Origin of the sequence: Halobacterium sp. GSL-19, from assembly GCF_016917855.1 — an archaeon.
GTDB lineage: Archaea > Halobacteriota > Halobacteria > Halobacteriales > Halobacteriaceae > Halobacterium > Halobacterium salinarum.
Genome location: NZ_CP070377.1, coordinates 862,165 through 884,919, shown reverse-complemented (window position 1 = coordinate 884,919; position 22,755 = coordinate 862,165). Strand labels below are relative to the sequence as shown.

26 protein-coding genes, 1 tRNA gene and 1 pseudogene are annotated in these 22,755 nt (G+C 69.6%); 15 read left to right on the top strand and 13 right to left on the bottom strand.

The features are described from left to right. Window positions 1-2: 2 nt before the first annotated feature. A complete protein-coding gene (locus JT689_RS06420) occupies window positions 3-662 on the top strand; it encodes an ABC transporter ATP-binding protein (RefSeq protein WP_136361448.1) in 660 nt (219 codons plus the stop codon). Window positions 663-684: 22 nt separating this feature from the next. Beyond that, window positions 685-819, top strand: a complete 135-nt coding sequence (locus tag JT689_RS12430; protein WP_012289298.1) for a hypothetical protein — start codon at window positions 685-687, stop codon at window positions 817-819. On the opposite strand, the gene JT689_RS06415 is transcribed toward JT689_RS12430, so the two are convergent. Continuing rightward, window positions 820-1,248 carry a DUF5796 family protein gene (locus JT689_RS06415; protein WP_010902902.1) on the bottom strand — a complete coding sequence of 143 codons (429 nt, stop codon included), beginning with the start codon at window positions 1,246-1,248 and terminating at the stop codon, window positions 820-822. A gap of 89 nt (window positions 1,249-1,337) precedes the next feature. Between JT689_RS06415 and JT689_RS06410 the strand changes: the two genes are divergently transcribed. The 3 genes from JT689_RS06410 to JT689_RS06400 are packed head-to-tail and all read left to right on the top strand — an operon-like array spanning window position 1,338 to window position 2,691. Further along, window positions 1,338-2,192, top strand: a complete 855-nt coding sequence (locus tag JT689_RS06410; RefSeq protein WP_136361447.1) for a shikimate kinase — start codon at window positions 1,338-1,340, stop codon at window positions 2,190-2,192. Continuing rightward, window positions 2,126-2,455 carry a chorismate mutase gene (locus tag JT689_RS06405; protein WP_012289297.1) on the top strand — a complete coding sequence of 110 codons (330 nt, stop codon included), beginning with the start codon at window positions 2,126-2,128 and terminating at the stop codon, window positions 2,453-2,455. The genes JT689_RS06410 and JT689_RS06405 overlap by 67 nt, the downstream gene beginning before the upstream one ends. A 35-nt stretch (window positions 2,456-2,490) precedes the next feature. After that, window positions 2,491-2,691: a hypothetical protein gene (locus JT689_RS06400; RefSeq protein ID WP_049892504.1), complete on the top strand. Its 201-nt coding sequence runs from the start codon at window positions 2,491-2,493 to the stop codon at window positions 2,689-2,691. Between the two features lie 6 nt (window positions 2,692-2,697). On the opposite strand, the gene surE is transcribed toward JT689_RS06400, so the two are convergent. From surE to JT689_RS06370, 6 genes are all read right to left on the bottom strand, one after another. Further along, a complete protein-coding gene (gene surE / locus JT689_RS06395; RefSeq protein ID WP_136361446.1) occupies window positions 2,698-3,474 on the bottom strand; it encodes a 5'/3'-nucleotidase SurE in 777 nt (258 codons plus the stop codon). 75 nt (window positions 3,475-3,549) lie between these two features. Further along, entirely contained in the window at window positions 3,550-5,736 is a 2,187-nt protein-coding gene (locus tag JT689_RS06390) for an amino acid permease (RefSeq protein ID WP_136361445.1), read from the bottom strand. Beyond that, on the bottom strand, window positions 5,723-6,187 hold the full coding sequence (locus tag JT689_RS06385) for an NAD-binding protein (protein ID WP_136361444.1): 465 nt from the start codon (window positions 6,185-6,187) through the stop codon (window positions 5,723-5,725). The genes JT689_RS06390 and JT689_RS06385 overlap by 14 nt, the downstream gene beginning before the upstream one ends. Before the next feature lie 107 nt (window positions 6,188-6,294). Beyond that, window positions 6,295-6,777 (bottom strand): Lrp/AsnC family transcriptional regulator, encoded by a 483-nt coding sequence (locus tag JT689_RS06380; protein WP_010902895.1) that lies wholly within the window; start codon window positions 6,775-6,777, stop codon window positions 6,295-6,297. A gap of 59 nt (window positions 6,778-6,836) precedes the next feature. After that, window positions 6,837-8,228, bottom strand: coding sequence for a class I SAM-dependent methyltransferase (locus JT689_RS06375; protein WP_136361443.1), 1,392 nt, complete (start codon window positions 8,226-8,228; stop codon window positions 6,837-6,839). Next, complete coding sequence (locus tag JT689_RS06370) at window positions 8,218-8,955, bottom strand: prephenate dehydrogenase/arogenate dehydrogenase family protein (RefSeq protein ID WP_205251821.1); 738 nt, start codon at window positions 8,953-8,955, stop codon at window positions 8,218-8,220. Before JT689_RS06370 ends, JT689_RS06375 begins: the two co-directional genes overlap by 11 nt. Window positions 8,956-9,062: 107 nt before the next feature. Here JT689_RS06370 and JT689_RS06365 point away from each other — a divergent pair, with 107 nt between their 5' ends. After that, window positions 9,063-10,433, top strand: coding sequence for a PAS domain-containing sensor histidine kinase (locus tag JT689_RS06365; protein WP_205251820.1), 1,371 nt, complete (start codon window positions 9,063-9,065; stop codon window positions 10,431-10,433). A gap of 15 nt (window positions 10,434-10,448) precedes the next feature. On the opposite strand, the gene JT689_RS06360 is transcribed toward JT689_RS06365, so the two are convergent. Next, on the bottom strand, window positions 10,449-11,624 hold the full coding sequence (locus JT689_RS06360) for a Xaa-Pro peptidase family protein (RefSeq protein ID WP_205251819.1): 1,176 nt from the start codon (window positions 11,622-11,624) through the stop codon (window positions 10,449-10,451). A gap of 121 nt (window positions 11,625-11,745) precedes the next feature. Here JT689_RS06360 and aroA point away from each other — a divergent pair, with 121 nt between their 5' ends. The 3 genes from aroA to JT689_RS06345 are packed head-to-tail and all read left to right on the top strand — an operon-like array spanning window position 11,746 to window position 15,010. Further along, complete coding sequence (gene aroA, locus JT689_RS06355; RefSeq protein ID WP_205251818.1) at window positions 11,746-13,038, top strand: 3-phosphoshikimate 1-carboxyvinyltransferase; 1,293 nt, start codon at window positions 11,746-11,748, stop codon at window positions 13,036-13,038. A 45-nt stretch (window positions 13,039-13,083) separates the two neighbouring features. After that, complete coding sequence (locus JT689_RS06350) at window positions 13,084-13,452, top strand: hypothetical protein (protein ID WP_205251817.1); 369 nt, start codon at window positions 13,084-13,086, stop codon at window positions 13,450-13,452. Window positions 13,453-13,489: 37 nt separating this feature from the next. Continuing rightward, entirely contained in the window at window positions 13,490-15,010 is a 1,521-nt protein-coding gene (locus JT689_RS06345) for a PAS domain-containing sensor histidine kinase (protein ID WP_205251816.1), read from the top strand. A gap of 81 nt (window positions 15,011-15,091) precedes the next feature. Here JT689_RS06345 and JT689_RS06340 read toward each other — a convergent pair. Beyond that, window positions 15,092-15,367, bottom strand: a pseudogene (locus tag JT689_RS06340) (IMP dehydrogenase); the annotation flags it as partial. A gap of 146 nt (window positions 15,368-15,513) precedes the next feature. On the opposite strand from JT689_RS06340, the gene aroC reads away from it, so the two are divergent. Further along, window positions 15,514-16,698, top strand: coding sequence for a chorismate synthase (aroC, locus tag JT689_RS06335; RefSeq protein WP_136361437.1), 1,185 nt, complete (start codon window positions 15,514-15,516; stop codon window positions 16,696-16,698). 36 nt (window positions 16,699-16,734) lie between these two features. On the opposite strand, the gene JT689_RS06330 is transcribed toward aroC, so the two are convergent. Further along, window positions 16,735-16,941, bottom strand: coding sequence for a hypothetical protein (locus JT689_RS06330; RefSeq protein WP_205251814.1), 207 nt, complete (start codon window positions 16,939-16,941; stop codon window positions 16,735-16,737). Window positions 16,942-17,116: 175 nt separating this feature from the next. Between JT689_RS06330 and JT689_RS06325 the strand changes: the two genes are divergently transcribed. Further along, complete coding sequence (locus JT689_RS06325; RefSeq protein WP_136361436.1) at window positions 17,117-17,749, top strand: uracil-DNA glycosylase family protein; 633 nt, start codon at window positions 17,117-17,119, stop codon at window positions 17,747-17,749. A 13-nt stretch (window positions 17,750-17,762) separates the two neighbouring features. Here the strand turns inward: JT689_RS06325 and JT689_RS06320 are convergent, their stop codons facing one another. After that, a complete protein-coding gene (locus JT689_RS06320; protein WP_205251813.1) occupies window positions 17,763-17,963 on the bottom strand; it encodes a hypothetical protein in 201 nt (66 codons plus the stop codon). 88 nt (window positions 17,964-18,051) lie between these two features. Between JT689_RS06320 and JT689_RS06315 the strand changes: the two genes are divergently transcribed. After that, entirely contained in the window at window positions 18,052-18,813 is a 762-nt protein-coding gene (locus JT689_RS06315) for a DUF2064 domain-containing protein (protein WP_205251812.1), read from the top strand. Window positions 18,814-18,964: 151 nt separating this feature from the next. On the opposite strand, the gene orc8 is transcribed toward JT689_RS06315, so the two are convergent. Continuing rightward, window positions 18,965-20,158, bottom strand: coding sequence for a DNA replication protein Orc8 (orc8, locus tag JT689_RS06310; RefSeq protein ID WP_010902884.1), 1,194 nt, complete (start codon window positions 20,156-20,158; stop codon window positions 18,965-18,967). A 310-nt stretch (window positions 20,159-20,468) separates the two neighbouring features. Between orc8 and JT689_RS06305 the strand changes: the two genes are divergently transcribed. Together JT689_RS06305 and JT689_RS06300 are read left to right on the top strand one after the other, a co-directional pair. Next, window positions 20,469-20,551: transfer RNA gene (locus tag JT689_RS06305), tRNA-Ser, on the top strand. Window positions 20,552-20,849: 298 nt separating this feature from the next. Next, the gene (locus tag JT689_RS06300; RefSeq protein ID WP_010902883.1) at window positions 20,850-21,173 is read left to right on the top strand and encodes a DUF5785 family protein; all 324 of its coding nucleotides are present in this window, start codon (window positions 20,850-20,852) and stop codon (window positions 21,171-21,173) included. 57 nt (window positions 21,174-21,230) lie between these two features. Here JT689_RS06300 and udk read toward each other — a convergent pair whose 3' ends face one another. Next, complete coding sequence (gene udk / locus JT689_RS06295) at window positions 21,231-21,908, bottom strand: uridine kinase (RefSeq protein ID WP_136361433.1); 678 nt, start codon at window positions 21,906-21,908, stop codon at window positions 21,231-21,233. Window positions 21,909-22,047: 139 nt separating this feature from the next. Between udk and JT689_RS06290 the strand changes: the two genes are divergently transcribed. Continuing rightward, window positions 22,048-22,656: a CBS domain-containing protein gene (locus JT689_RS06290; protein ID WP_229373425.1), complete on the top strand. Its 609-nt coding sequence runs from the start codon at window positions 22,048-22,050 to the stop codon at window positions 22,654-22,656. Window positions 22,657-22,755 lie beyond the last annotated feature (99 nt).

Sequence of the window (22,755 nt, the reverse complement as noted above, 5' to 3'; positions counted from 1 at the left end):
CCGTGATCACAGCCACGGACCTCACGAAGACGTACGGCGAAACGACTGCACTGGCGGCGGTCTCAGTCGCCTGGGACGAGGGGTTGCACTGCTTGGCCGGGCCGAACGGCTCGGGGAAGACGACCCTCCTGCGCGTGCTTGCGGGGCTCACACGACACGACAGCGGCAGCGTCACCGTGCCCGAGTCGCTGGGCGTCGCGTTCCAGACGCCGAACGTCTACGCGGACCTCACGGTCGCGGAGAACCTCGACGTGTTCGGCGCGCTCGCGGGGGCGACCGACGAGTGGCGGGCGTCGCTGGTCGATCAACTGCGCCTCGATCCGGTGGCCGGGCGGACGGCGGGCGCACTCTCCGGGGGGTTCCAGAAGAAACTGGATCTCGCGCTTGCGCTGTTGAAGCGGCCCGACGCCCTGTTGTTGGACGAGCCGCTGGCCGACCTGGACCCGGCGACGCGGCGACGGCTGGTGGACACGGTCACGCGATACAGCGCCGAGCACACGGTCGTTGCGTCCACCCATCACCTCAACGCGTTCGCGGACGACTACGCGACGCTGACGGTTGTCCGGGACGGCCGCCTCCTGGATTCGTGGGACCGGCCCGCCGCGCCGAACGACCCGGGCAGCGTCTACGACCGCCTGCTCGACCGGGAAAACGGTTTTTAGCGCTCGCGACGAGACGCGACGTATGGTCGAAGAGACAACCCGCGACGAGGCGACGTGGTACCGCTGTGAGGAGTGTGGGTTGGTGTTCGACATCGATGCCGACGCTCAGCAACACGAAGCCAACTGCACCGCCGAGGACCCACCGTACCTGCGGTAGTCACGCCGGGCCGACGATCTCGTAGGCGTACTCGGAGAGTTCGTCCTCGGCGAACACGAACACGCGGCCCCGAGCGGTCTCGGGGTCGGCGTCGATGTCGATCGCGTAGCCGTCGGCCTGCACGGTGACCCCCGGGAACAGCTCCTCGCGTTCGCCGGGGTCGAGCAGCAGGCGGCCGACGCCGGTTGACTCCAGGATCTCGTCGTGGGTTTTCAGGTCGTTGACGTACACCAGCACGCCCTCGGTTTCCGTGGGGTCGGTGACCAGCACGTGGACGTCCTTCCCCGGATTGGTGTGCAGCGTGCCCTCGATGGGTTCCGGGACGCCGTTGTAGAAGGCTTCCCGCCCGTCAGTGTATTCGACGTAGACGCCCTCTTCGGCCAGTTCAACGCCGAGCGTGCTCGGCGCAATGTCGTTGCGGGCGCTCATTCGTGGGTTCGTGTAGCCGCCGACCCACCGAAAAGCCCGCGGTTTGCGCGGAGCGCCAACACCAAGTACGGCGGCCCCCAGGCGTGGGCATGGACGGGCGCGCGGTGGCACCGGCCGCCGGCACGGTTCTGAACGCCCTGGCGACCGGCGTCGGGGCGGCGTTCGCGCTGGACATCGACACCGAAGCGTCCGTTTCGGTGACGCCGTCGGAAAGCGGCGTTAGCGGGGAGATCGCAGGCCACCCCGAGGCCGACACCGCGCTCATCGAGCGCTGCGTCTCGCGCGTGATCGACCGCTACGGTGACGGGCAGGGTGGCCACGTCCGCACCGAAAGCGAGGTGCCACTGGCCGCCGGATTGAAAAGCTCCAGTGCAGCGGCCAACGCCACCGTGCTGGCGACGCTGGACGCGCTGGGCGTTGCGGAGAGCGTCCCGCGGATCGAGGCCGCGCGGCTCGGCGTGCAGGCCGCCCGAGACGCGGGCGTGACGGTGACCGGCGCGTTCGACGACGCGGCGGCAAGCATGCTCGGCGGGGTGGCGATGACCGACAACCGCGAGGACGACCTCCTGTTCCGCGACGCGGTCGAGTGGCACGCCGCCGTCTGGACGCCCCCCGAGCGCGCGTACTCCGCGGACGCCGACGTGGCGCGGTGCGAGCGCGTTTCGGGACTTGCCGAGCACGTCGCGGCGCTCGCGGCGGCCGGCGACTACGGCACCGCGATGACGGTCAACGGTCTGGCGTTCTGTGCCGCCCTTGACTTCCCGACCGCGCCCGCGGTCACGGCGCTCCCACACGCCGCCGGTGTGTCGCTGTCCGGCACCGGCCCCAGCTACGTCGCGGTCGGCGACGAGGACGGCATCGAGGAGGTGAGCACACGATGGCACGAGAACCCCGGGACGGTCAGGGAGACGACGACGCAACTGGCCGGGGCCCGGACGACATGACATTGGACGAACTCCGCGCGGAGATCGAGAGCATCGACCGCGAGATCGTGGATCTGATCGCGCGACGCACGTACGTCGCCGAGACCATCGCCGACGTGAAAGCCGAGCAGGGGCTGTCGACGACCGACGAGTCCCAGGAGGACGCAGTGATGGAGCGCGCCGGCGAGAACGCCGCGGCGTTCGGCGTCGACGACAACCTCGTGAAGGCGGTGTTCCGGCTGCTCATCGAGTTGAACAAAATCGAGCAGCGGGAGACGCGGTAGCCCGACCACCCCGCTGGGGGTGCGCTGGCCCGACGGTGGCGGCAGGTTTTTGCCACCAACCAGTCGTACGCCAGCCATGGACAGCGCTGTCGCCGCGCTCCGCGACCGAGTTCGGCGACGACCTCGGAGCGCACAGCGGCGAAATCCAGCGGGCCGGCTGGTTCGACGGGGCACCCACGAACACCGCCGACCGCGTCGACGCGGCGGCGATGCTGCGGGACTGCCGGATCGACTGACGCGCCTCAGAACTCCGTGGCGATCCCGTCGAGTGCGTCGTGGTGTTCCGTCGAGTGCGGGGCGGTCAGCGGCGAGACGGAGACGTGGCCGTCGAGGACGGCGCGGCGGTCGGTGCCGTCGGGGTCGTGGATGTCGCCGGCGGCCATCGCCTCCCAGAGGCGGTCGTACAGCGTGACCGTGTCGCCGGTCTGGGCGGCGGTCATATCGTAGGCGTGGGAGGGACGGGTGACCACCATATCGCCGGTGGCGTCGGCGTCCGGGTGGGGGGCGTTGACGTTCAGGTAGTCAGCGGTGTCGAAGATGCCGTCGGTGACGGCGTCGTGTGCGAGGTGTGTGGTGGCGTCGACGGCGTGCTCGTAGTCGGCGACTGCGGTCGGCTCGCCGAACTGCTCCTCGCGCATGTACATCGAGACTGCGATCGCGGGCACGCCGAAGAACGCCGCTTCGACGGCCGCACTGACGGTGCCCGAGCGCCCGAGGACGTACATCCCGAGGTTCCCGCCCTCGTTCACGCCCGACACCACGAGGTCGGGGTACGGGCCGAGCGCCTCCAGCCCGGCGACCACGCAGTCCGCGGGCGTCCCCTCGACGGCGTATCCGAGGTCGTGGTCGTGGACGGCGACCTCCTGGGACATCGCGCGCCCCGTCGCGCTTTGGTTGTCCGCGGGCGCGACGACGGTGACGTTGCCAACCGCGTCGAGGCCGTCGGCGAGGGCGCGGATGCCCGGTGCGTCGATACCATCGTCGTTCGTCACGAGAATCTCGGGCTCGTCGGCGTCCATCGTGTAGCCGTCGGCGCGACGGCGAAAGAGCGTTTCGGGAAGCGGCGGGCAGTGGCTGCGGGGCGGCCCGGTGGGTCAGAACACGAGTCGTTCGGCGAGCCGCCGCAGCAGACCTGGCTGGCGGGACTCGTGGGGGTAGACCGTGAGTTCGGTGCAGTCGGCGGCGGTCTGGGTGTGGCTGCCGCGGCCGCCTCGGACGCGGCGGTGAGCGCCCGTCCGGACGACCAGGTCGGGGGCGGTCTGGTCGCCGCCGTCCGCCCGGAGGTCGGCGGTTCTGACCGGTGCCGACAGCAGGCCGGCGAGCTCGTCCTGGTAGGCGTGGACGGTCTCCTGGCGTTTGTCCGGGTGGTCCGCGGACAGCGGGAACTGGAGGGTCACGGTGCCGCCGGCTGCGCCGGCGACTGCGTCGGCGACGGCGACGGTCGCGGGATCGTAGGGGCCGCCGTCGCCCTCAAGCACGACGTTCTGTGGGGCGTCGTAGCCCCGGTTCTCGACGAGCAACACGTCACAGGGGGCGTGTCGCACCACCCAGTCGATGGGGTCGCCGAGCAGCCGCGAACGCAGCCGCAGTCGCTCGTGCTCGGCGACAACCGTGTCGACGCTGCGCTGCTCGGCGACGTTCAGGATGGCGCGTTTGGTGTCGTGGCTGACGACTTCGCCGTACGTGATGTCGACGTCGAACTCCGTGGAGAGCCCTTCGGTGCGCTCCTCGAAGCGTACGTCGGCCGGCGACTGCACGTCGGCGGCGTGGTCGAGGGGTGCTTGATCGGGCACCTCGTCGAACCGGACGACGACGACCTGCCCGTCCTCGTTTCGGGCGCGGTCAGCAGCCAGCGAGAGCAGCGCGCGCTCGCGGTCGGCGCTGGCCTCACGGGTGAGCGCGACCAGTACCTCTGGGCCACCCGCCTCGGCCCCGGTGGCGTCGACGAGGGCTTCGGTCTCGGTCAGCACATCGCGGCCCAGCCGCCGTCGCACCACGTCCGTCGCAGCGCCCTCGCGGCGGACGCGAGGCCGGGCGTAGACGCGGTACCAGACGACGCTGCCGAGCGTGATGACGGCCGCGCCGGCGATCGGGACCCACCCCATCTGCGTGAGCAACGCCAGCCCACTGAGCACGCCGAAGCCCTGCATCCAGGGGTACAGCGGCGACTCGAAGTCGGGGTCGTAGTCGGTGGTGCCGGTGCGGAACGCGACCAGCGCGAGGTTCACGAGCACGAACACGAGGATCTGGAAGGCGCTGGCGAGCTTCGCGATGTCGAGGATGGGGACGAACGCGATGAGCGCGAGGACGACCGCGCCGGTGAGCGTGATGGCCGTCGTCGGTGTGCCAAAGCGGTCGTGGATCTCGGCGAACGTCGGTGGCGCGAGCTGGTCGCGGCTCATCGCGAACGGGTACCGCGACGAGGAGAGGATGCCGGCGTTGGCGGTGGAGACGAGCGCGAGCACCGCGGCGGCGATGACGGCGTAGACGCCGGCGGTGCCGAGGGTGGCGTCGGCGGCCACGGCGACCGGGGTGGCCGAGCCGGCGACGGCACCGGAGTCCGTGACGCCGACCATCACGGCGACGATGCCGACGTACAGCAGCGTGGTGAACGCAAGCGAGCCGAGGATGCCGAGCGGGAGGTTCCGGTCGGGGTTTTCGACCTCCTCGGCGACGCTGGCGACCTTCGTGACGCCCGCGTAGGAGACGAACACGAGTCCGGTGGCGGCCAGCAGCCCCTCCCAGCCGCCGGTCAAAAAGCCCTGGAAGTTCGCCTGCTGGACCTGGCCGGCGCTGCCGGCGACGAACCACCCCAGCGCGGCGAGCATGAGCGAGACGATGACGGTTTGGAGCCGACCGGTCTGTTTCGCACCGAGCAGGTTCACGACGATGAGGAGGGCCGCGAGCCCGAGCGCCACGGGTTGGACGGGGAGGTCGAACAGCAACACGAGGTAGGGGACGCCGCCGACGAGTGCGAGCGCGCTTTTGAACGACAGCGAGAACCACGTGCCGACGCCGGCGACGGTGCCCAGAAGCGGCCCCATGCCGCGCTCGATGTAGATGTAGGTGCCGCCGGCTTCCGGCATCGCGGTCGCCATCTCGGATTTCGAGAGGGCGGCCGGGACGACGAGCAGGCCGGCCAGCAGGTACGCCACGATGACCGCCGGGCCGGCCATTTTGAGCGCGAGCGCCGGCAGGATGAAGATGCCGCTGCCGATCATTGCGCCGACGCTGATCGCGAACACCGCGCCGAGGCCGAGGTCTCGCTCAAGCGTTTTCATTGCTGTGGTGGGTGCTGGCTCGCGGGGCCGGGTGTGAGTCGACGGTGGCGGCCGCGAGCGCGTGCGGGGTGGTGATGATGTCGGCGTCGAGACGTTCGAACGCGGGGGATCGTGACGGTGTGGTGATGTGGACGATGAGGTGGGTGGGATCGAGCCGGCTGCGGGCGAGTTGCGCGACCAGCAGGGAGTTGGCGTCGTCAACGCACATGACGACGACCGTGTGTGGCCGGTCACCAGGAACGGCGCGGAGGGCGGTGCCGTCCAGGGCGGGAACGACGTGGACGGTGAGTGAGTCCGGTGTGTCGGCCGGTGGTGGGCTGGTCGTGATGTGTGTGACGGGGGAGTCGTACGCGAGCAGTCGTGTGGCGACCTCGTGGCCGGTGTGGCCGCCACCGATGACGGCCGTCGGTGCGTGTGTCGGCGTGTCGGCCGTGGTTGTGGTGTCGGGCATGGGTGGTGTGCGGCGTCGGTCCGGGTTCGCCGCCTATCCCATCGGTGGGGACAAAACTATATAAAATAACCGCATTATCTGCTATTCCGTCCCAAAGAGAGAGTATATTATTCAGTATCGTTTGCAGACGGTGTCGAGAACCCATCGAACGGTCCCGCGTGTACGCTCCGGATGAGGTCCTCATCGGCGACCTCCAGGCCCAACTCGTCGAGATCGCGGCCGATCCGGCTGAGGTCGTCACTGTCGGCCCCGACGGCGAACACGTGGATGTTCTCCGTCCCGGTCATCACCTCTTCGACGCGCACCACGCCGGGCACGTCGACGGCCGCCGCCGCCAGCTCCTCACGCTGTGGCACCGGTGCCGTACACACGATGAGCGTGTACAACTGATAGCCCGCCTGTTCGTAGTCCACGTCGGCGTGGTAGCCGGTCAGAATCCCGCGTTCTTCGAGGCGTCCGATGCGGTTGCGGACGGTGCTCGCCGATACGTCGGCTTCGTCGGCGATGTCCTGGGAGGACGTGCTTCTGGCGTCCCGCTGGAGTGCGTGTAGGATCGTTCGGTCGAGGTCGTCGAGCCCGTCGAGTGTCATGACTGGTAATCCCGACGGCCCGTAAAAAGGTCTGTCGCAGTCACCGCCGCTGCCCGGCGTCAGACGGCGTCGACAACCGTCTCCTCGTCGACGACCAGGTTGTACGCGTCCTCGTCGTCGTTCCAGAGCACGAGGGCGTCCTCGATGGACACCAGGTCGCCGTAGTCGGCGGCCTCGATGCCGCCGTTCAGGCTCGTCGGTCGAACCAGCACGGCATAGCAGTCCGTCGTCTGGCTGCCGTCGCTCACCCTGAAGACGGGGTTGGCGTCCGCGCCGGCGAGGTTCCGAGAGAGCTTGGCCACGAGCAGGTCGGCGCGATCGGTCACCCGGTCGTCGGCGTCACCCAGCGCGAGCAGGCGGTCGCCGGACAGCTCGACGGCGTGCCGGCGGCGGTCGTCGCGGCGCAACAGCGAGTACGAGAACCGCACGTCGGTGTGGCGGAACTCCCCGGGGTCCTGGCTGGCGTCCGCGAGCCGCGACTGCACGGCGGGCACCTCGACCGCGGGCCGCTCGTCGAACGACCACCCGCTGTCGGTCGGCCGGCGATCCGGCCAGAGCCGCGGCGTCGGCCCGTACACGGTAAACGGGTCGTCCTCGACGGCGCGCTCCACCGCTCGGAGGTGCGTGCTCGTGTGTTTGTCCGCGGGCGCGAGCGCGAGAGCCGTCCCGTCGGCGGCCATCGCATCGGCGTATTTCCGGAGGACCGACGCCGCGTCGGCGAGCTCCGAGAGCACCGAGCACGCCAACACGAGGTCGTACTCGCCGTCCGGCTGGAAGGACTCGGCGGTCTCCCGGTGGATCGTCGTGTGGACGTTGCGCGGGGTTTCGGCCAGCAGTGCGTCGAGCACGTCGGCGGCGGCGCTCGGCTCGACGGCGTGGTACTCCACCAGCGCCTCGTCGGGCAGGAAGTCGAACAGCCCCACCGCCGGCCCGCCGACCCCCGCGCCGAGGTCCAGCACACGGAGGTCGTGGCCGAGCAGCCCATCACGGGCAAGCCCCGCGAGCACGTACTGGACGGCCGCGTAGTAGCCCGCCAGATGGTAGACCGCGTACCCCAACGCGACCTCGCGGTCGTACTCGACGGGGTTCCGGCGGTAGTAGTCGTCTTTGAACCGGCGGATCGTCTCTCGGAGGCTGTCCCCGGTGTCCCCGCGGTGCCAGTCCGGGCCGTACGCCGCGGTGAGCTCCGCCTCGACCACGCGCTCGTAGCGCTCCGGGAGCGCACTCACGCCGTTGAACGGCGGCCCCACTGGCTCCTCGGGTGGCACCACGAACGTTCCGTTGGCGCGCTCGATGATCCCCAGGTCGGCGGCCTGCTCGCGGAGCACCTGGCGCACGACGGCTTCGTGGGGCTGCCCGGGGACGTACTCGCGCAGCGCCGCCGGGTCGAGGGGGCGAACGCCACGGAGGTATTTCGCGGCGTCCCGCACCGCCCCGCGATCAACTGGCATCCTCGTACACCTCCGCGAACGCGTCACCGTCGCCGGCCGCCGCAGCCGCGATGCGGTCGGCGGCAGCGGCGACCTCCTGGCTCCCCCCGAACGCCGATTGAATGTCGGCGTACACGCCCGGCGTGCCACCGGTGACCCGGTCGGCGAGCCGCGATAGCTCCTCGTAGACCGGGGTCGCGAGCGCGTCCGGCACGTCGTCGGCCGCCAGCGCGAACGCCAGGATCGCGGCGTGAGTCCGCCCCTGGATGGTCTCCATGGCGTCGTCGTGGACGGCGGCTGGAACCTCAACCAACTCGTTGCCGGCGTCGGCGAGCCAGCCTCGAAGCCGGTCGACCGCCGGCCCGCCGTCGCCGTCGGTCACCGCGATGCGGCCCGGCGCGTGCGCCGGCGCGAACAGCGGGTGAAAGCTCGCGCGCTCGACGCCGGGCGGCCCCGCCGCGGCCATCGCCGCCAGCGGCTCGTCCATCACACCCGTGAAATCCACGATGGCGCGCTCGGCGGCGGCGGCGTGAGCGTCGATCGCGGCGCCCGCAGCGCGCATCGGGACCGCCACCGCGACGACCGCGAACGACGCCGCCGTGTCCACGGCGACGGCGCGCGCGTTCTCGGTGGCGTCGGCGGCGGCCACGGCGCGCTGTGGGTCGGTATCGGCGAACGCCACTGGCGCGGCGACCGTCTCAGCCACCCAGCGTCCGACCGCGCCGGCCCCGACAACGAGTACCTCCATTGACGCGAGTGTAGCGTCCCGGCTGCTAAAAGGCGTTCGCACCCGATCCGGCCGGGTGCGGGATTTTTTTCACCGTTGGGGTGTTCGGTTTCGGTGTGTTGGGCGACATGCCGCGGATCGACGCGCCGCCACGCCAACGACAGTGGGCGGTCGCCGCGCTCGGCGCGGTGCTCGCCGCAGCCAGCGTGGCGCACTTCCTGTTACACGACGACTACGACCACCCGGTACGCGTCGCCGCAATGATCATCCCCACACTTGGGGTGTTCGGGTACGGGCTGTGGTTCTGGCTGCTCGCGTCGTCGGTGCCGCGTGGCGACGCGGTGGCCGTGTGGGCGGTCGGCGGCGCTGGCCTCGTGCTCGCGCTGGACCTGTGGGCGGTGTTGGCCGGCGCGTACGGCGCGATCACGGTCCAGCACGTGGTGATCCAGCACGCGAGCTTCGGCGCGCTCGGCGGCGCGGTCGCGGGAACGTACGCGGAGCGAGACCGGTGGCGGGGGCGCTCTCGGGCGCGACTGATGGCGGCGCTTGACTCCGCGATGGACGGCATCGCAATGATCGACGACGCCGAGCAAACCGTCCAGTACGCCAACGCGTCGTTCACCGGCGGCACGGACGCGGAGCGCGTCCGCGGACAGTCCTGGCAGTCGTTGTACCCGTCCGAGAGCCACGGACCGATCGCGGACGCACTCGTGGCCCTCGACGACGGCGACCAACAGCAGTGGCAGGGGATCGTGACGGCCTGCGGTGCGGACGGCACGACGTACCCACAGGAACTCACGATGACCGCGGTCGCTGACGGCTACGTCTGGGTGTGTCGCAACGTGACCGACCGCCGCGACCACAGCCAGCGGCTGCGCGTGCTCCGGCGCGTGCTCCGCCACGACACGCGAAACGCCCTGAACGTGGTGTTGGGGCGCGCCGACCGCATCGAGTCCAGGCTGGGCGACGAGGACGACGCCGCGGGGCAGGCGACGCACGAACCGGATCTCGCCGCGATCCAGGACGCAGCGACGGGGTTGCTGGAGACCAGCGAGAAGTCGCGCGCGCTCGCCGATGCGCTCGCACGCGGCGACGCCGGTACGGAGTCGGTGGCCGACATCGTGCGCACGGAGGCGACGGCGGTTCGGGACGCCCACGCCGAGACCGCCGTCGTCGTGACCGTCGAGGCGGACGCGGCGGTCGACGAACGGCTGCGACTCGGGATCCGTGAGCTGCTGTCGAACGCCGCCGAGCACGCACCGACCGACGCCCCGCGCGTCGAGGTGTCGGTGACCGGCAACCCCCTGGCCGTTCGCGTCCACGACAACGGCCCTGGGATCCCGGAGGCGGAGCAGCGCGTGCTGTCCGGGCAAGCCGAAACGCCCCTGAAGCACAGCTCCGGGGTCGGGCTCTGGGTGGTCTACTGGATCGTCAGGCAGACCGGCGGCACCGTCAGCGTCGACGACGGCGATATCGTCATCACGCCGGTAACGCAGTGACCACCGGGGGCCGTGTCAGTCGGTCAGCGCGATCTCGTAGTCGGTGAGGTTCTCGTAGCCGTCCTCGGTGACGACGACGATGTCCTCGATGCGGACGCCGCCCTCGCCGGGCTCGTAGAGGCCGGGCTCGATGGTGATGACGTTGCCCGCGTGGAGTTCGTCGCCGCCCTGAGAGACGGCGGGCATCTCGTGGACGTCGAGACCGACGCCGTGGCCCGTGGAGTGGATGAACCCGGACTCGGTGTCGGGGTCAGCGAAGACGTTCGGGTAGCCGTGGTCGTCGAAGACGTCGATGACCGCCTGATTGACCGCCTCGCCGGTGACGCCCGGTTCGATGGCGTCCAGCGCAGCCTCGAAGGCCGCCCGGGTGACCGCGTAGCGCTCCCGGTGGGCGTCGCTCGGGTCGCCGTTGGCGAACGTCCGCGTCATGTCGCTGTGGTACTTCGAGTCCTTGCTCCGCGGGAAGATGTCGACGACGACAGGGTCGTCGGCGGGCAGCGGGCCGCTGCCGCGCTCGTGGGCGTCGGCGGCCTGCGCGCCGCCAGCCACGATGGTGTCGTCGAGCGCACAGCCGTGGCGCAGCAGCTCGATCTCGATCTCCTGGCGGACGTACTCGCTGGTCAGGGGCTGGCCGTCGTCACGCACGAGGACGCCGTCCTCGCGGTCGGCACCCCGGATGAGTTCCTCGGCGCGCGCCATCGCCGCCTCGTTCGCGCGCTGTGCCTCGCGGATGTGCTCGATTTCCGCCTCGGTTTTCGTCGCGCGGATGTCCTCGACGACGTTGTCCTCGTCCGGTTCCACGGTGATCTCGTGGTTGCGGAGCGCGTCCGCGGTGCCCACCGGGAAACGCTCGCCGACCGCCAGCGACTCACAACCGAGGTCCGCGACGAACTCGGCGAGTACGCGCTCTTTGGCCGCCCGCGGGCCGTACTCCTCCCGTTTCGCCTGGAGGTCGTAGTCCGAGTGGCGGGCGACGACATCCGCGCGGGCCGCCTTGCTCGCGCGACCGTACTCCAGCGGGGAGACGAGCACGCCGGTCTGCGCGGGCGTGTACACGGCGAAGAAGGGGTCCGGTGCGTCGAAGCCCGCGAGGTAGTAGAGGTCGGAGTCGCTGTCGTCGTCGTGGAAGGCGTAGCCGTCGACGCCGCTGTCCTCAAGGAACTCGTCGAGTTGCGAGAAGTCGGGGTCCATGCCCGGAACTGTTCGGGGCGACGCCTAAACGCTACCGCCTCCGGAACCGCCGCCCACCCTCTGCCGCGATGGCGGTGCCGGCGCCGGAATCCTCATGCCGTGGGCCGCCCTCCTCGCCGGTATGCACGCGACAGTCTCGCCGTCCCGGGTACGGGGGCGGGCGCGCGCGCCGCCATCAAAGAGCTACACACACCGCGCGCTGCTCGCGGCGGGGTACGCGGACGGGGAGACGGTCGTCCGCGACCCGCTGGTGAGCGCGGACACCCGCGCGACGGCGCGCGCCGTTGGGCTGTTGGGCGGGGCGGCGGCACGCGAGAACGGCGACTGGGTCGTGACCGGGTTCGGGAGCCGGCCCGCAGTCCCGGACGCCGTCATCGACTGCGCGAACTCGGGGACGACGATGCGACTCGTGACGGCGGCGGCCGCGCTCGCCGACGGCACAACCGTCCTGACCGGCGACGAGTCGCTGCGCGCTCGCCCACACGGGCCGCTGCTGGACGCACTCTCGGGGCTCGGCGGGACGGCGCGCTCGACGCGCGGGAACGGGCAGGCACCGCTCGTCGTTGACGGCCCGGTTTCCGGCGGCAGCGTGGCGCTGCCCGGTAACGTCTCCTCGCAGTTCGTCACCGCGCTGCTGATGGCGGGGGCCGTGACCGAGACCGGCATCGAAACCGACCTGACGACCGAACTGAAGTCCGCGCCGTACGTCGACATCACGCTGGACGTGCTGGACGGGTTCGGCGTCGGTGCGAGCGAGACGGCCGCCGGCTACCGCGTGCCGGGCGGGCAGGCCTACGCCCCGTCGGGCGGCGAGTACGCCGTCCCCGGGGACTTCTCGTCGGCGTCGTACCTCCTGGCCGCGGGCGCGCTCGCCGCCGCGGACGGAGCGGCGGTCGTGGTGGAGGGGATGCACCCGAGCGCGCAAGGCGACGCCGCCATCGTCGACGTGCTCGAACGCATGGGTGCCGACATCGACTGGGACACTGAGTCGGGCGTGATAACGGTACAGCGGTCCGAGCTGTCCGGCGTCGAGGTCGGCGTCGCGGACACGCCGGACCTCCTGCCGACGATTGCGGTGTTGGGTGCCGCCGCGGACGGCACGACGCGCATCACGGACGCCGAGCACGTCCGGTACAAGGAGACCGACCGCGTGGCGGCGATGGCCGAATCCCTGTCGAAGCTGGGCGCGAGCGTTGAGGAGCGACCGGACGAACTCGTCGTTCACGGCGGCGACACCGAACTTTCGGGGGCGAGCGTCGACGGCCGCGGCGACCACCGGCTCGTGATGGCGCTCGCCGTCGCCGGGCTCGTCGCCGACGGCGAGACCACCATCGCGGGCAGCGAGCACGTCGACGTTTCCTTCCCCGACTTCTTCGAGGTGCTGGCGGGGCTCGGCGCGGACACGGACGGCTGACACACCGCCCCACCGTTTTTGCCTTGGGTCCCCGTCGGTCGGGACGTGTTCGAAGACGACCGCGCGACCGCATTGGCCGCCGACGAGTTCGAAGACGGGATGGTTCGACCCGACTACGGCGGCTACTGCTTCAGCGGCATCCCGGCCGCCGCAGCCGACCGGCTCGGCGTCGACCTTGGGACCGGGCTCCCCGAGGACGCGTTCGGCGCGACCCACACCGACCCAGCCCACGCCGTCGTGCTGTTCGTCGACGCGCTCGGCTACCGCCAGTTCGAGCGCGTCGCCGGCGACGTGCCGTTCCTGCGGGCGTTCCGGGAGTGCGGCCGTCGTGCCCTTTGGGGTCGCGTGGGCGTCTGCGCTCGCGTGACGGCTGCCGGGGACGCCCCACCACGTGAGCGCGGTGGGAATCATTGATGTAGCGGGAGGGACAATCGACCGTAATTGCGACCAGATGACGGATACTCCCGAAACAAAAGGGGCGGCAGCGTTCTTCGAGGAGGGGCCCGACACGATTCTCGTCGTCAACGAGGACGGTCGAATCCGTCGGGCGAACGACCGTGTCGAGGACATGTTCGGGTACGAGCCGGACGAAATCGTGGGGGAACAGGTCAGCGTCCTCGTCCCGGAGGACGCCGCGGACCACTCCGAGCTCGTCGCGTCGTACTTCGACGAGCCCAGGAAGCGTCCGATGGGCGCGGGCCTCGAACTCCAAGGTCGGCGGAGAGACGGGTCGACGTTCCCAGTCGACGTGAGCCTGAGCCCCCTCGAAGCCGACAACGGCCAGGCGGCACTCGCCGCGGTTCGCGACATCAGCGAACAGCGGCTGCTCCGCCGGAAGTACCGGACACTACTCGATACAGCGCCCGACGCCGCGTTCGTCGTGGGTGTCGACGACGGCGCGGTGCTGGAAGCCAACGACGCGGCCGCCGCGCTCGTCGGTGAGCCGGAGGGCGACCTCGTCGACCGCCACTACTCCGTCGTCTTCCCGGAGGGGCCGGACGCCAGGTACGTTGACCTGTTCTCGCTCGCCCCCGACGAGTGCGTGCGGCGCTCCCGGTTCGAGGACGGCGACGACATCTGCGTGGTAACCAGCGACGGCGAGCGCGTGCCCGTGGAGGTGAGCGCACAGCGCGTCACCGCCGCCGGCGAGGACGTCGTGCTGGCGATGCTGCGGGACGTCTCCGAGCGACGCCAGTACGAGCGGGACCTCACCCGGCAGATAGACCGCCTGGAGCGGGTCGCTCGCGTGCTCTCCCACGACCTCCGGAATCCGCTGAACGTCGCCGAGGGGAACCTCGAACTCGCCGCCGAGACCGGCGACCTCGACCGCCTCGACGACGTCGAGACGGCCCACAACCGGATGCGGGAGATCATCGAGGAGGCGCTGACGATGGTGCGCAGCGGCGCTGACGTGGAGAGCGTCGACGCCGTGGAGATCGCGGCGCTCGCGACCGAGTGCTGGGAGAACGTCACCACCGAGGACGCCACTCTGAACGTCGTGTCGCCCGGCGTGGTGTACGCCGACGAAGGCCGCCTGGCGCACATCTTCGAGAACCTCTTCCGGAACGCTGTCGAACACGGTTCGACAGGCAACCGGACTGCGCAGCGGTCCGATGACGCCGTCGAGCATGGCTCCACGAGCCGTGACTCGCAGGCTTCCCAGGACGGCGGCGGGTCCGTAACCGTCCGTGTCGGTGTCGAGGACGACCACTTCTTCGTCGAGGACGACGGTCCGGGCATTCCGCCCGAGGACCGCGAGTCGGTGTTCGAACTCGGGTGGACGACCGAGGAGTTCGGTAGCGGCCTCGGCCTGAACATCGTCGCCGATGTCGCCGCCGCCCACGGCTGGACGCCGACCGTGAGCGAGAGCGAGCACGGCGGTGCGCGCTTCGAGTTCTGGGACGCCAGAACCGCCCCCTACGACGACATGTTCGCAGTCGACGACGGCGAGACCCCTGTCGACAGCAACTGAATCGTCTGTTCCTCGGCGAGCGACTGAACCGCCACGGCCGGCGCCAGTCGTCTCCGAACGAGTAGGTCGTTGCAGTCGGCGTCAGTTGCCGTCGGTGGTCTCGCTCCGGACGAGCTCTTCGACGCCGGCGATGCCGTGGGCACCCTCGCGTTCGGCGGCGCTCGCGGCGACCTGGATGAACTCCGCCTGCTCGCGGGCCGCCGGAATCGTGTGGCCGCCGCAGTAGCTCACACCCGAGCGCACGCCGGCGAGGAACTCGGCGACGGCGTCGGCGAGCGCGCCGCGGTACTGGCTCAGGCCGGCGACGCCCTCGTCGGCCGACATCTCGATGTCCGTGTCCGTCCGGGCGTCGTTGGCGTCCCCGTAGGAGAGCCCAGTTCGGAGGTCCATCGTGATCCGTCACAGTGCGGGCTAGCGTGTTACTTAGTCGTGTCGGGTGCGGTGGGCGGGCTAGAGGGGCAGTGACTGCAAGTCATAAGCCCCTCGGCGCGTATGTTCAGCCAATGAACGGCAACCGGTTCGGGCGGCTGTTCGAAGTGACGACCTACGGCGAGAGCCACGGTCCGGGGATGGGCGTCGTGGTGTCGGGGTGTCCGGCTGGCGTGGCACTCGACGAACGGATGATCCAGGACGAACTCGACCGCCGGAAGCCCGGGCAGTCGATGATCACGACCTCCCGTGGGGAGCCCGATGAGGTCTCGATCCAGTCCGGGCTCCAGGACGGCGCCACCACCGGCACGCCCATCGGGATGACCATCGAGAACAAGGACGCCGAGTCCGGCAAGTACGAACCGTTCGTGACCGCACCCCGCCCGTCCCACGGCGACTACACGTACTCCGCGAAGTTCGGGACGCGCAACTGGGGCGGCGGCGGCCGGTCGTCCGCCCGCGAGACCGTCAACTGGGTGGCGGCGGGCGCAGTGGCGAAGGCCGTGCTGGCGCAGTCTGACCACGACGTGCGGGTGAAAGCCCACGTCAACCAGATCGGGGAGATCGAAGCGCCGGACGTGTCCTTCGAGGACATCCGCGAACACAGCGAGGACAACGAGGTGCGGTGTGCGGACCCCGAGACCGCTGAACGGATGCGGGCGCTGATCGACGACTACCAGGAGCGCGGCGACTCCATCGGCGGGTCGATCTACTTCGAGGCGAGGGGTGTGCCGCGAGGACTGGGTGCGCCGCGCTTCGACAGCGTGCCCGCGCGCCTCGGGCAGGCGCTGTTCGCGATCCCCGCGACGACCAGCGTGGAGTTCGGCCTCGGGCGGGACGCCCGCTCGGTGGCGGGCAAGCAGCGCAACGAGGACTGGACGGTCGCCGACGGCGACGAGGACCACGTCGTCGCCGACGAGGGCGACCCGATCCCCGCGGGCAACGACCACGGCGGCCTCCAGGGCGGCATCACGACCGGCGAACCGATCTACGGCGAGGCGTCCTGGCACGCGCCGACGTCGATCCCGAAAACCCAGGCAACCGTCGACTGGGAGACCGGCGAGGAGAAGGCGGTCACCGTGACCGGCCGCCACGACCCCTCGCTGCCGCCGCGTGCGGTGCCGGTCGTCGAAGCGATGCTGTACTGCACGATCCTGGATTTCATGCTGCTGGGCGGCCGCATCAACCCCGACCGGCTGGACGGCCACCCCGGCCAGTACGACACTGATTACCACCCGAGCAGTCCGCGCAACGAGTGAGCGCGCGCCTACCAGTCGCTGCTGGCGCATGTTCGCTCAATCGATCGCGAACTCGCCCCACTGTTGAAGCACAGCGACCCCGATCAGCGTCAACGCCAGCCCACTGATCAGACCGGCGATGTTGCCAACCCCGCCGGGGCTTGTCCACGCGGCCGACGCCCCGAGAAGCTCGCTGCCGGATGACCCCACGGTCAGCACGCCGAGGACCAATGCAGGAAGACCGATCGCACGCGGGTTCTCCATAGACGGGTGTTCACCCCAGTCGTGCAAAGAAATACCGGCGTGACACACGAGTCCTGTGCTGGCCGACTGTGGCAGAGCTCACACCGGCCGTGTGCTCACCGACCGAGCGCCACTGTACTCGCGGGGCGTTCGCCAGCGAAGTTGCTTTCCGGGCGGCGCACCGACTGCCGGACGAATGGACGCCGCACAGGAGACCCGCCGGAATCCCTACGGGATGGACGAGGACTGCCGGAACTGTCCCGGCCTCTGTGACCAGCGCGAGCGCGTCGTGCACGGCTACGGCGACGTGGGCGCTGACTTCGTGTTCGTCGCGGAGTCACCGAGCGCCGCAAGCGAGGCCGCGGGCGTGCCGCTTGTCGGCGACGACGCCGGCGAGCGCTTCCAGCATATCCTCGGCAGCGTCGGCCTGAACCACTCGCTCCCGTCGAGCACTGAGCCGGAGCTCGCGAACGCGTACGTGACCCTGCTGTCGCGGTGTCGCCACCCCGACCGGGAAGCCACCGCCGACGAACGCACGCGATGCGAGCCGTACCTCAACGCCGACATCCGGATGATCAACCCCGAGGTGCTGGTGCCCGTCGGCCAGCGCGCGCTCACCGAGCTCGGCAAGGAGTACACCACCACCCCGGCGGACAGCCTGGCTGTCACCGAGTTGCACGGCGACACGGTCCGCGGGCGCGGGTTCGAACTGGTCCCGATGATCCATCCCCGCGAGCAGTCGGACGCACAGACCGACGCGTGGATCGACTTCTTCCTGTCGTTCAAGGACACCGACTACCGCCAGACGAAAGGCCGGCGGTCGCGGTAGGCCACCCGTCCGGCTACCAGTACGGGGTTGTCGTGGTGGTCCCCATCACACCCACGCCGACCACGCCGGCGACGGTGGCGGCGGCGACCACCAGCGCCACCAGCGCCGCGATCGATGTCGAGACGGTCGTCGCCGCGGCCACCAGTGCGCCGCCGACCACGGCGCTGATCACAAGCACTGTTCCCCGCGCGAACACACCCGCAGCGGTCACCATTACTGCGTGCTGTGTCGCCCCGCGTCTTAGCCGCCCCGGTCGACCCCGGACCGCGTCGTTCAAGCCACGCCAGCACCCACGCCATACTATGCCTGTCGCCGCCGTACTGGTTGACCCGCCACGCGATGGCCTGGTGTTGCCCACGCTGCCCGACGAAACGCCACTCTCGGCTAGTGAGGCCACCCGCCTCTACGAGGCGATGGTGGCCGACATCCTGCACGCGGTCGCGGAGAGCAACAGCGAGTTGCTCGTGAACTACCGCCCCGACGACCAGCTGCCCGACGCGGTGCCCGACGGCGACGCCGAATCGGAGGTGCGCGCGCTCGTCGACGACGCCCTGGACGGCGACCAGCATGAAGCCGCGCGCGTGGAAGTGCAAGTCGGATCGTCGCGGTCGGCGCGGGTCGGCAACACGGTGACACACCTCCTGGAGAACGGCGGCGCGCAGTCGGTTGCCGTGATCGAGCCGGACGCGCCGACGCTGCTCCGGAAGGACATCGACAGCGCGGCGATGAAGCTCCGCCGCAGCGAGGTCGTGCTCGGGCCGGCGGACGGCGGTGACGTGTACTTCGCGGGATTCACCGAGCCCGTGGACTTCAAGCGCGCCCTGGAAGCGCCGGCCGTCGAGAACGTGAACGCGCGCGCCGTCGACGCCGGCTACGACGTGGACTTCCTCCCGGGGCGGCGACGCATCGGGTCAGCGAGAGCGCTGCAGACACTGGTGGCCGCGATCCGGGCGCGCCACGCGTCGGGGCGGCTGGTGCCCGCCCACACCACTGCGATCATCGAATCACTCGGGCTTCGGGTGGCGGCTGACGAGTCCGGGCTGCCGGCGCTGCGCCGAACGTAGCCCCCCCCCCCCACCCCGGATTTCGAATGTTGGGCGTGCTGATTCGGGGGGTGGGGTGTGGGGACCACTGCAGGATGACATCAAATAACATGGTGCGGGCGAATACCCCCACCCCGGATTTCGAGTGTTTCTCCAGAGCACAGCCCGGGGTCTACACGGTCGCGTCGTCGGCGTCCGCGATGGCCTCCTGGACCATCGTGGCGTCGACGTCCAACTCGTACTCGAAGAACTGGCCGCCACCACGGCCGTAGTTGCGGTCGTGCTGGCGCAGGAACCCCAACATCGACAGGTCGTTGAGGTGATCGTGAACGCTGCGCTGACTGAGCGGGTCGGAGGCGTACTCCGCGGCGATGTCGGCGTACACCTCGTACAGCTCCTTGGCGCGCACCGGGGTGTCGTCCGCGATCGCGGTCTGTGTCACCGCCAACAGAACGTACTGCCCGTGGGTGGTCAGGTCCTTGATCGAGTCCTTGATGCGACCCCGCTCCACGCGCCGAACTGCCGTCTCGACGTCGTCCTCGGTGACCGTCTCGCGTTCGTCCTCAATGGCCACGTTCACCGACTCGCGGAGCAGGTCGATGGCCTGGCGCGCACTCCCCCGGTCCCGGGCCGCAAGCGCCGCACACTGCGGGATCACGCCGCCCGTGAGCACGCCGCTGCTGAGCGCACGCTCGGCGCGATCGTCGAGGATCGTGACCAACTCGTTGGCGTCGTAGGGCGGGAACTTGATCTCCCGCTCACAGAGCGTGTCCTGGACTTTCGGCGAGAGGTCGTTTCGGAACGTGTAATCGTTGGAGATGCCGACGACGGCGACCTGTGAGTCCTCGATGTTGCCGTTGGTCTTCGCGCGCGGGAGCTGGTACAACAGCATGTCGTCGTCGTCGAGGTTGTCGATCTCGTCGAGCACGATCAACACGGTGCCCTCGCGGGCTTCGATCTCGTCGAACAGCGCGTTCAGCACGTCGGAGGTGGACAGCCCGGTCGTGAGTGGGTCACTGTCGGTATCCCCACGCAGCTCGTTCACGAGCGCGATCGCTGCCTGATACGACGACGGATGGTGGTGGCAGTTCACTTCGACGCTGGTGACGCTGTCGACGCCGTCCCGGTCGTCGGCCTCGTACTCCAGGGCGTCCATCATGTACCGCGTGACCGCGGTTTTCCCGACGCCGGTTTTCCCGTAGACGAAGACGTTATCAGGCTCCCAGCCGTCGACGACATCCTGGAGGGCGTTGGCGTACTGGTCGATCTCCTCGTCGCGTTCGCGGATCTCCTCGGGCTCGTAGTGGTCCTTGAGGACATCCTTGTTGGCGAACAGCTCGACGCGGTCCCGGAACGGCGTCTTCATCGCTTGCCGAGAGTTTCTACCCACCGTTTCATAACACTTTGGTTCTCGTGTTTCGGCTGTTTCGGGTGTTTCGTCGGGATCCGGACCGCGGCAGTGCAAACCGATGACACGGTGTCACCGATCCCTGCCACCGTTGGGGGGTGGCCCCCGGAGCACACAGTCGAACATTTGCAGATCGGGGTGGGGGAGGGGGTGGGTGGGGTGTCCGCACCGCAAAACACTCGAAATACGGGGTGGGTGGGAGAGCCGACCCCGGGCTCGCCGGACAACGACAGTTTCAACCCTCCCCCCGTTCAATCGCGTCGTGTGTGGTGAGGTGGCAGAGCGGCCTATTGCGCCGGTCTTGAAAACCGGTGGCGTCACGCCTCCTGGGTTCGAATCCCAGCCTCACCGCTTCTCGACGTCCTTCGCGGGCAGTTACGGCACCACCGCCAACACGACGTGCTCCTCGCCCGTCCCAGCCCGAGCCACTCGCTTGACCCCGGCCGAGTCGGATCGCGTGCCGCCCACGGCCGGCGAGCCGGCCGCACAGTCGCGCCCCGACCGCTACTGGGAACCGACTGTCGACCGAGCGGTCCTGTTCAATCCGGCCTGGGGTTTCGCCGACTAACACTTGAGACTTGGGGTGGGGGACCGCGACCAGCGGCCGGATTGAGAAACCGTTTTGAGGCCAGCGGCGGACCAAGGGAGTATGGCAGAGATGGAAGACCCCTCGGGGCGGGACTGGGTCCACGACCCGGACGGCGAGCACGGCAGCGAGGGCGGCCGCAAGTACGGGCTGGCGGTGCTCTCGAAGATGACCGTGGAGGGCGAAGACTTCCCACTGGACGCCGCCGAGTTCGTCGCGGAGTACGGCGAATACCCGGTTCGGCTCAACCACCAGACGGTCGTGTCGGTGGCGGACATCTTCGAGCACATCGACGCCGACGAGTTCGAGACGAAAGTCGGATTCCACAAGACCGTCGGTGCTGCGCTCCAGGACGCCGACTTCCTCGATTACCACCCCGACGCCTAACGGTCGCCGCGCGCTGGGCCACACGGGCCGGCCGGCCCCGCCACAGCCGCTGGGGTGCTACTGTGGATTGTAGGTGGCGTCTTCGAAGGCCGTGTCGTCGCGGGCGGCCCACGCCGCCATCTCGGAGGTTTCGGCCTGCACTTTCTCTTCGAGCAGGTTCACCGCGACCGAGTTTGCGCCCTCCGGGATGATGATGTCGGCGTGTCGTTTCGTCGGTTCGATGAACTGCTCGTGCATCGGCTTCACCGTCGAGAGATACTGGTCCATCACGCCTTCCAGTTCGCGGCCGCGCTCGACGACGTCGCGCTCGATGCGTCGCAGGATGCGAACGTCGGCGTCCGTCTCCACGTAGATGTGGAGATCAAGCATATCGTTGACCGTCTCGTCGGAGAGCGCCAGAATCCCCTCCAGCACGATCACGTCCGTGGGCTCGACAACAACCCGGTCGGCCTTCCGGACGTGTCTCTCGAAGTCGTACTGGGGCATCTCGATCGACTGCCCGGATAGCAAGGCGTCGATGTGTGTGCGAAGCAGCTCCCACTCGAACGCCGACGGGTGGTCGTAGTTGGCGTTCGCGCGCTCCTCGAAGGGGCGGTCCGAGAGGTCCTCGTAGTAGTTGTCCAGCGGAATCAGCGTCGCCGACTCGCCCACGTTGTCGGTGATCTCGCGGGCGACCGTGGTTTTGCCGGCACCCGTGCCTCCGGCGATGCCGATCGCGAACGACGGGATAGTCATTGACACAGCGAACGGCGGCGAGGCGTGTTGAATGCAGCGTTTTGCGGGCTGTACGCCCACCGCTGTCATGGCGGTGGCCCTGGGTCCACCACCGCGGTCCGTGCATGGCTTTTACTACCGTGGTCTGCTATACCAGCACATGAACGATGTGCGCCTCGAAGAGGCACTGTCAGCATCGCGCGTGACTGTCAGCGCGTCCGCGGCGGTGCCCGACGCCGCCACCACGCTTCGCGAGCACGACGCCACGGCTGCGGTGGTGCAACGCGCGGGCGACCTGGCGGGCGTGTTCACCGCCGACGCAGTCGTTGACGCCGTCGCCGACGGCCACGGGCTGGATTCGATGGCCGTCGCCGACGTGATGGCGGACACGCCGGTGTCGCTGTCGGTGGACGCGACGGTTGCGGACGCCATCGACGCCATGGCGCGCACCGGGGACGGGTGTGTGCTCGTCGTGGACGCCGACGCGGAGGCGATCGGTGTCGCGTCGGCCCAAGCGATCGCGGCGCTGGCGGCGACCAACGACCAGCGCCGCGGTTCCAGGCCGCCACTCGGCGGCCCCGATCGGACACCGGTCGGTGCGTCCGGCGGCGCACCGGGCGATCCTCCCGGATCACGTGACGGCGACCCCACGACGGCGGGGGCGAACACGTACTCCGAGCAGGGCGTCTGTGAGCGCTGTGGCGGGCTCGCGGCGGCGCTCGGACGCGTCAACGGCCGGCTGCTGTGTACGGAATGTCGGTCGTTGTGAACGAGCCGCCTGCACGCACCTTTACTCGGTCCCGAGTACTGCCGTTCGGGGCGGCTGTCCGTACGGAAACGCATTTACAGGCACACGCAGTGGCTCCGA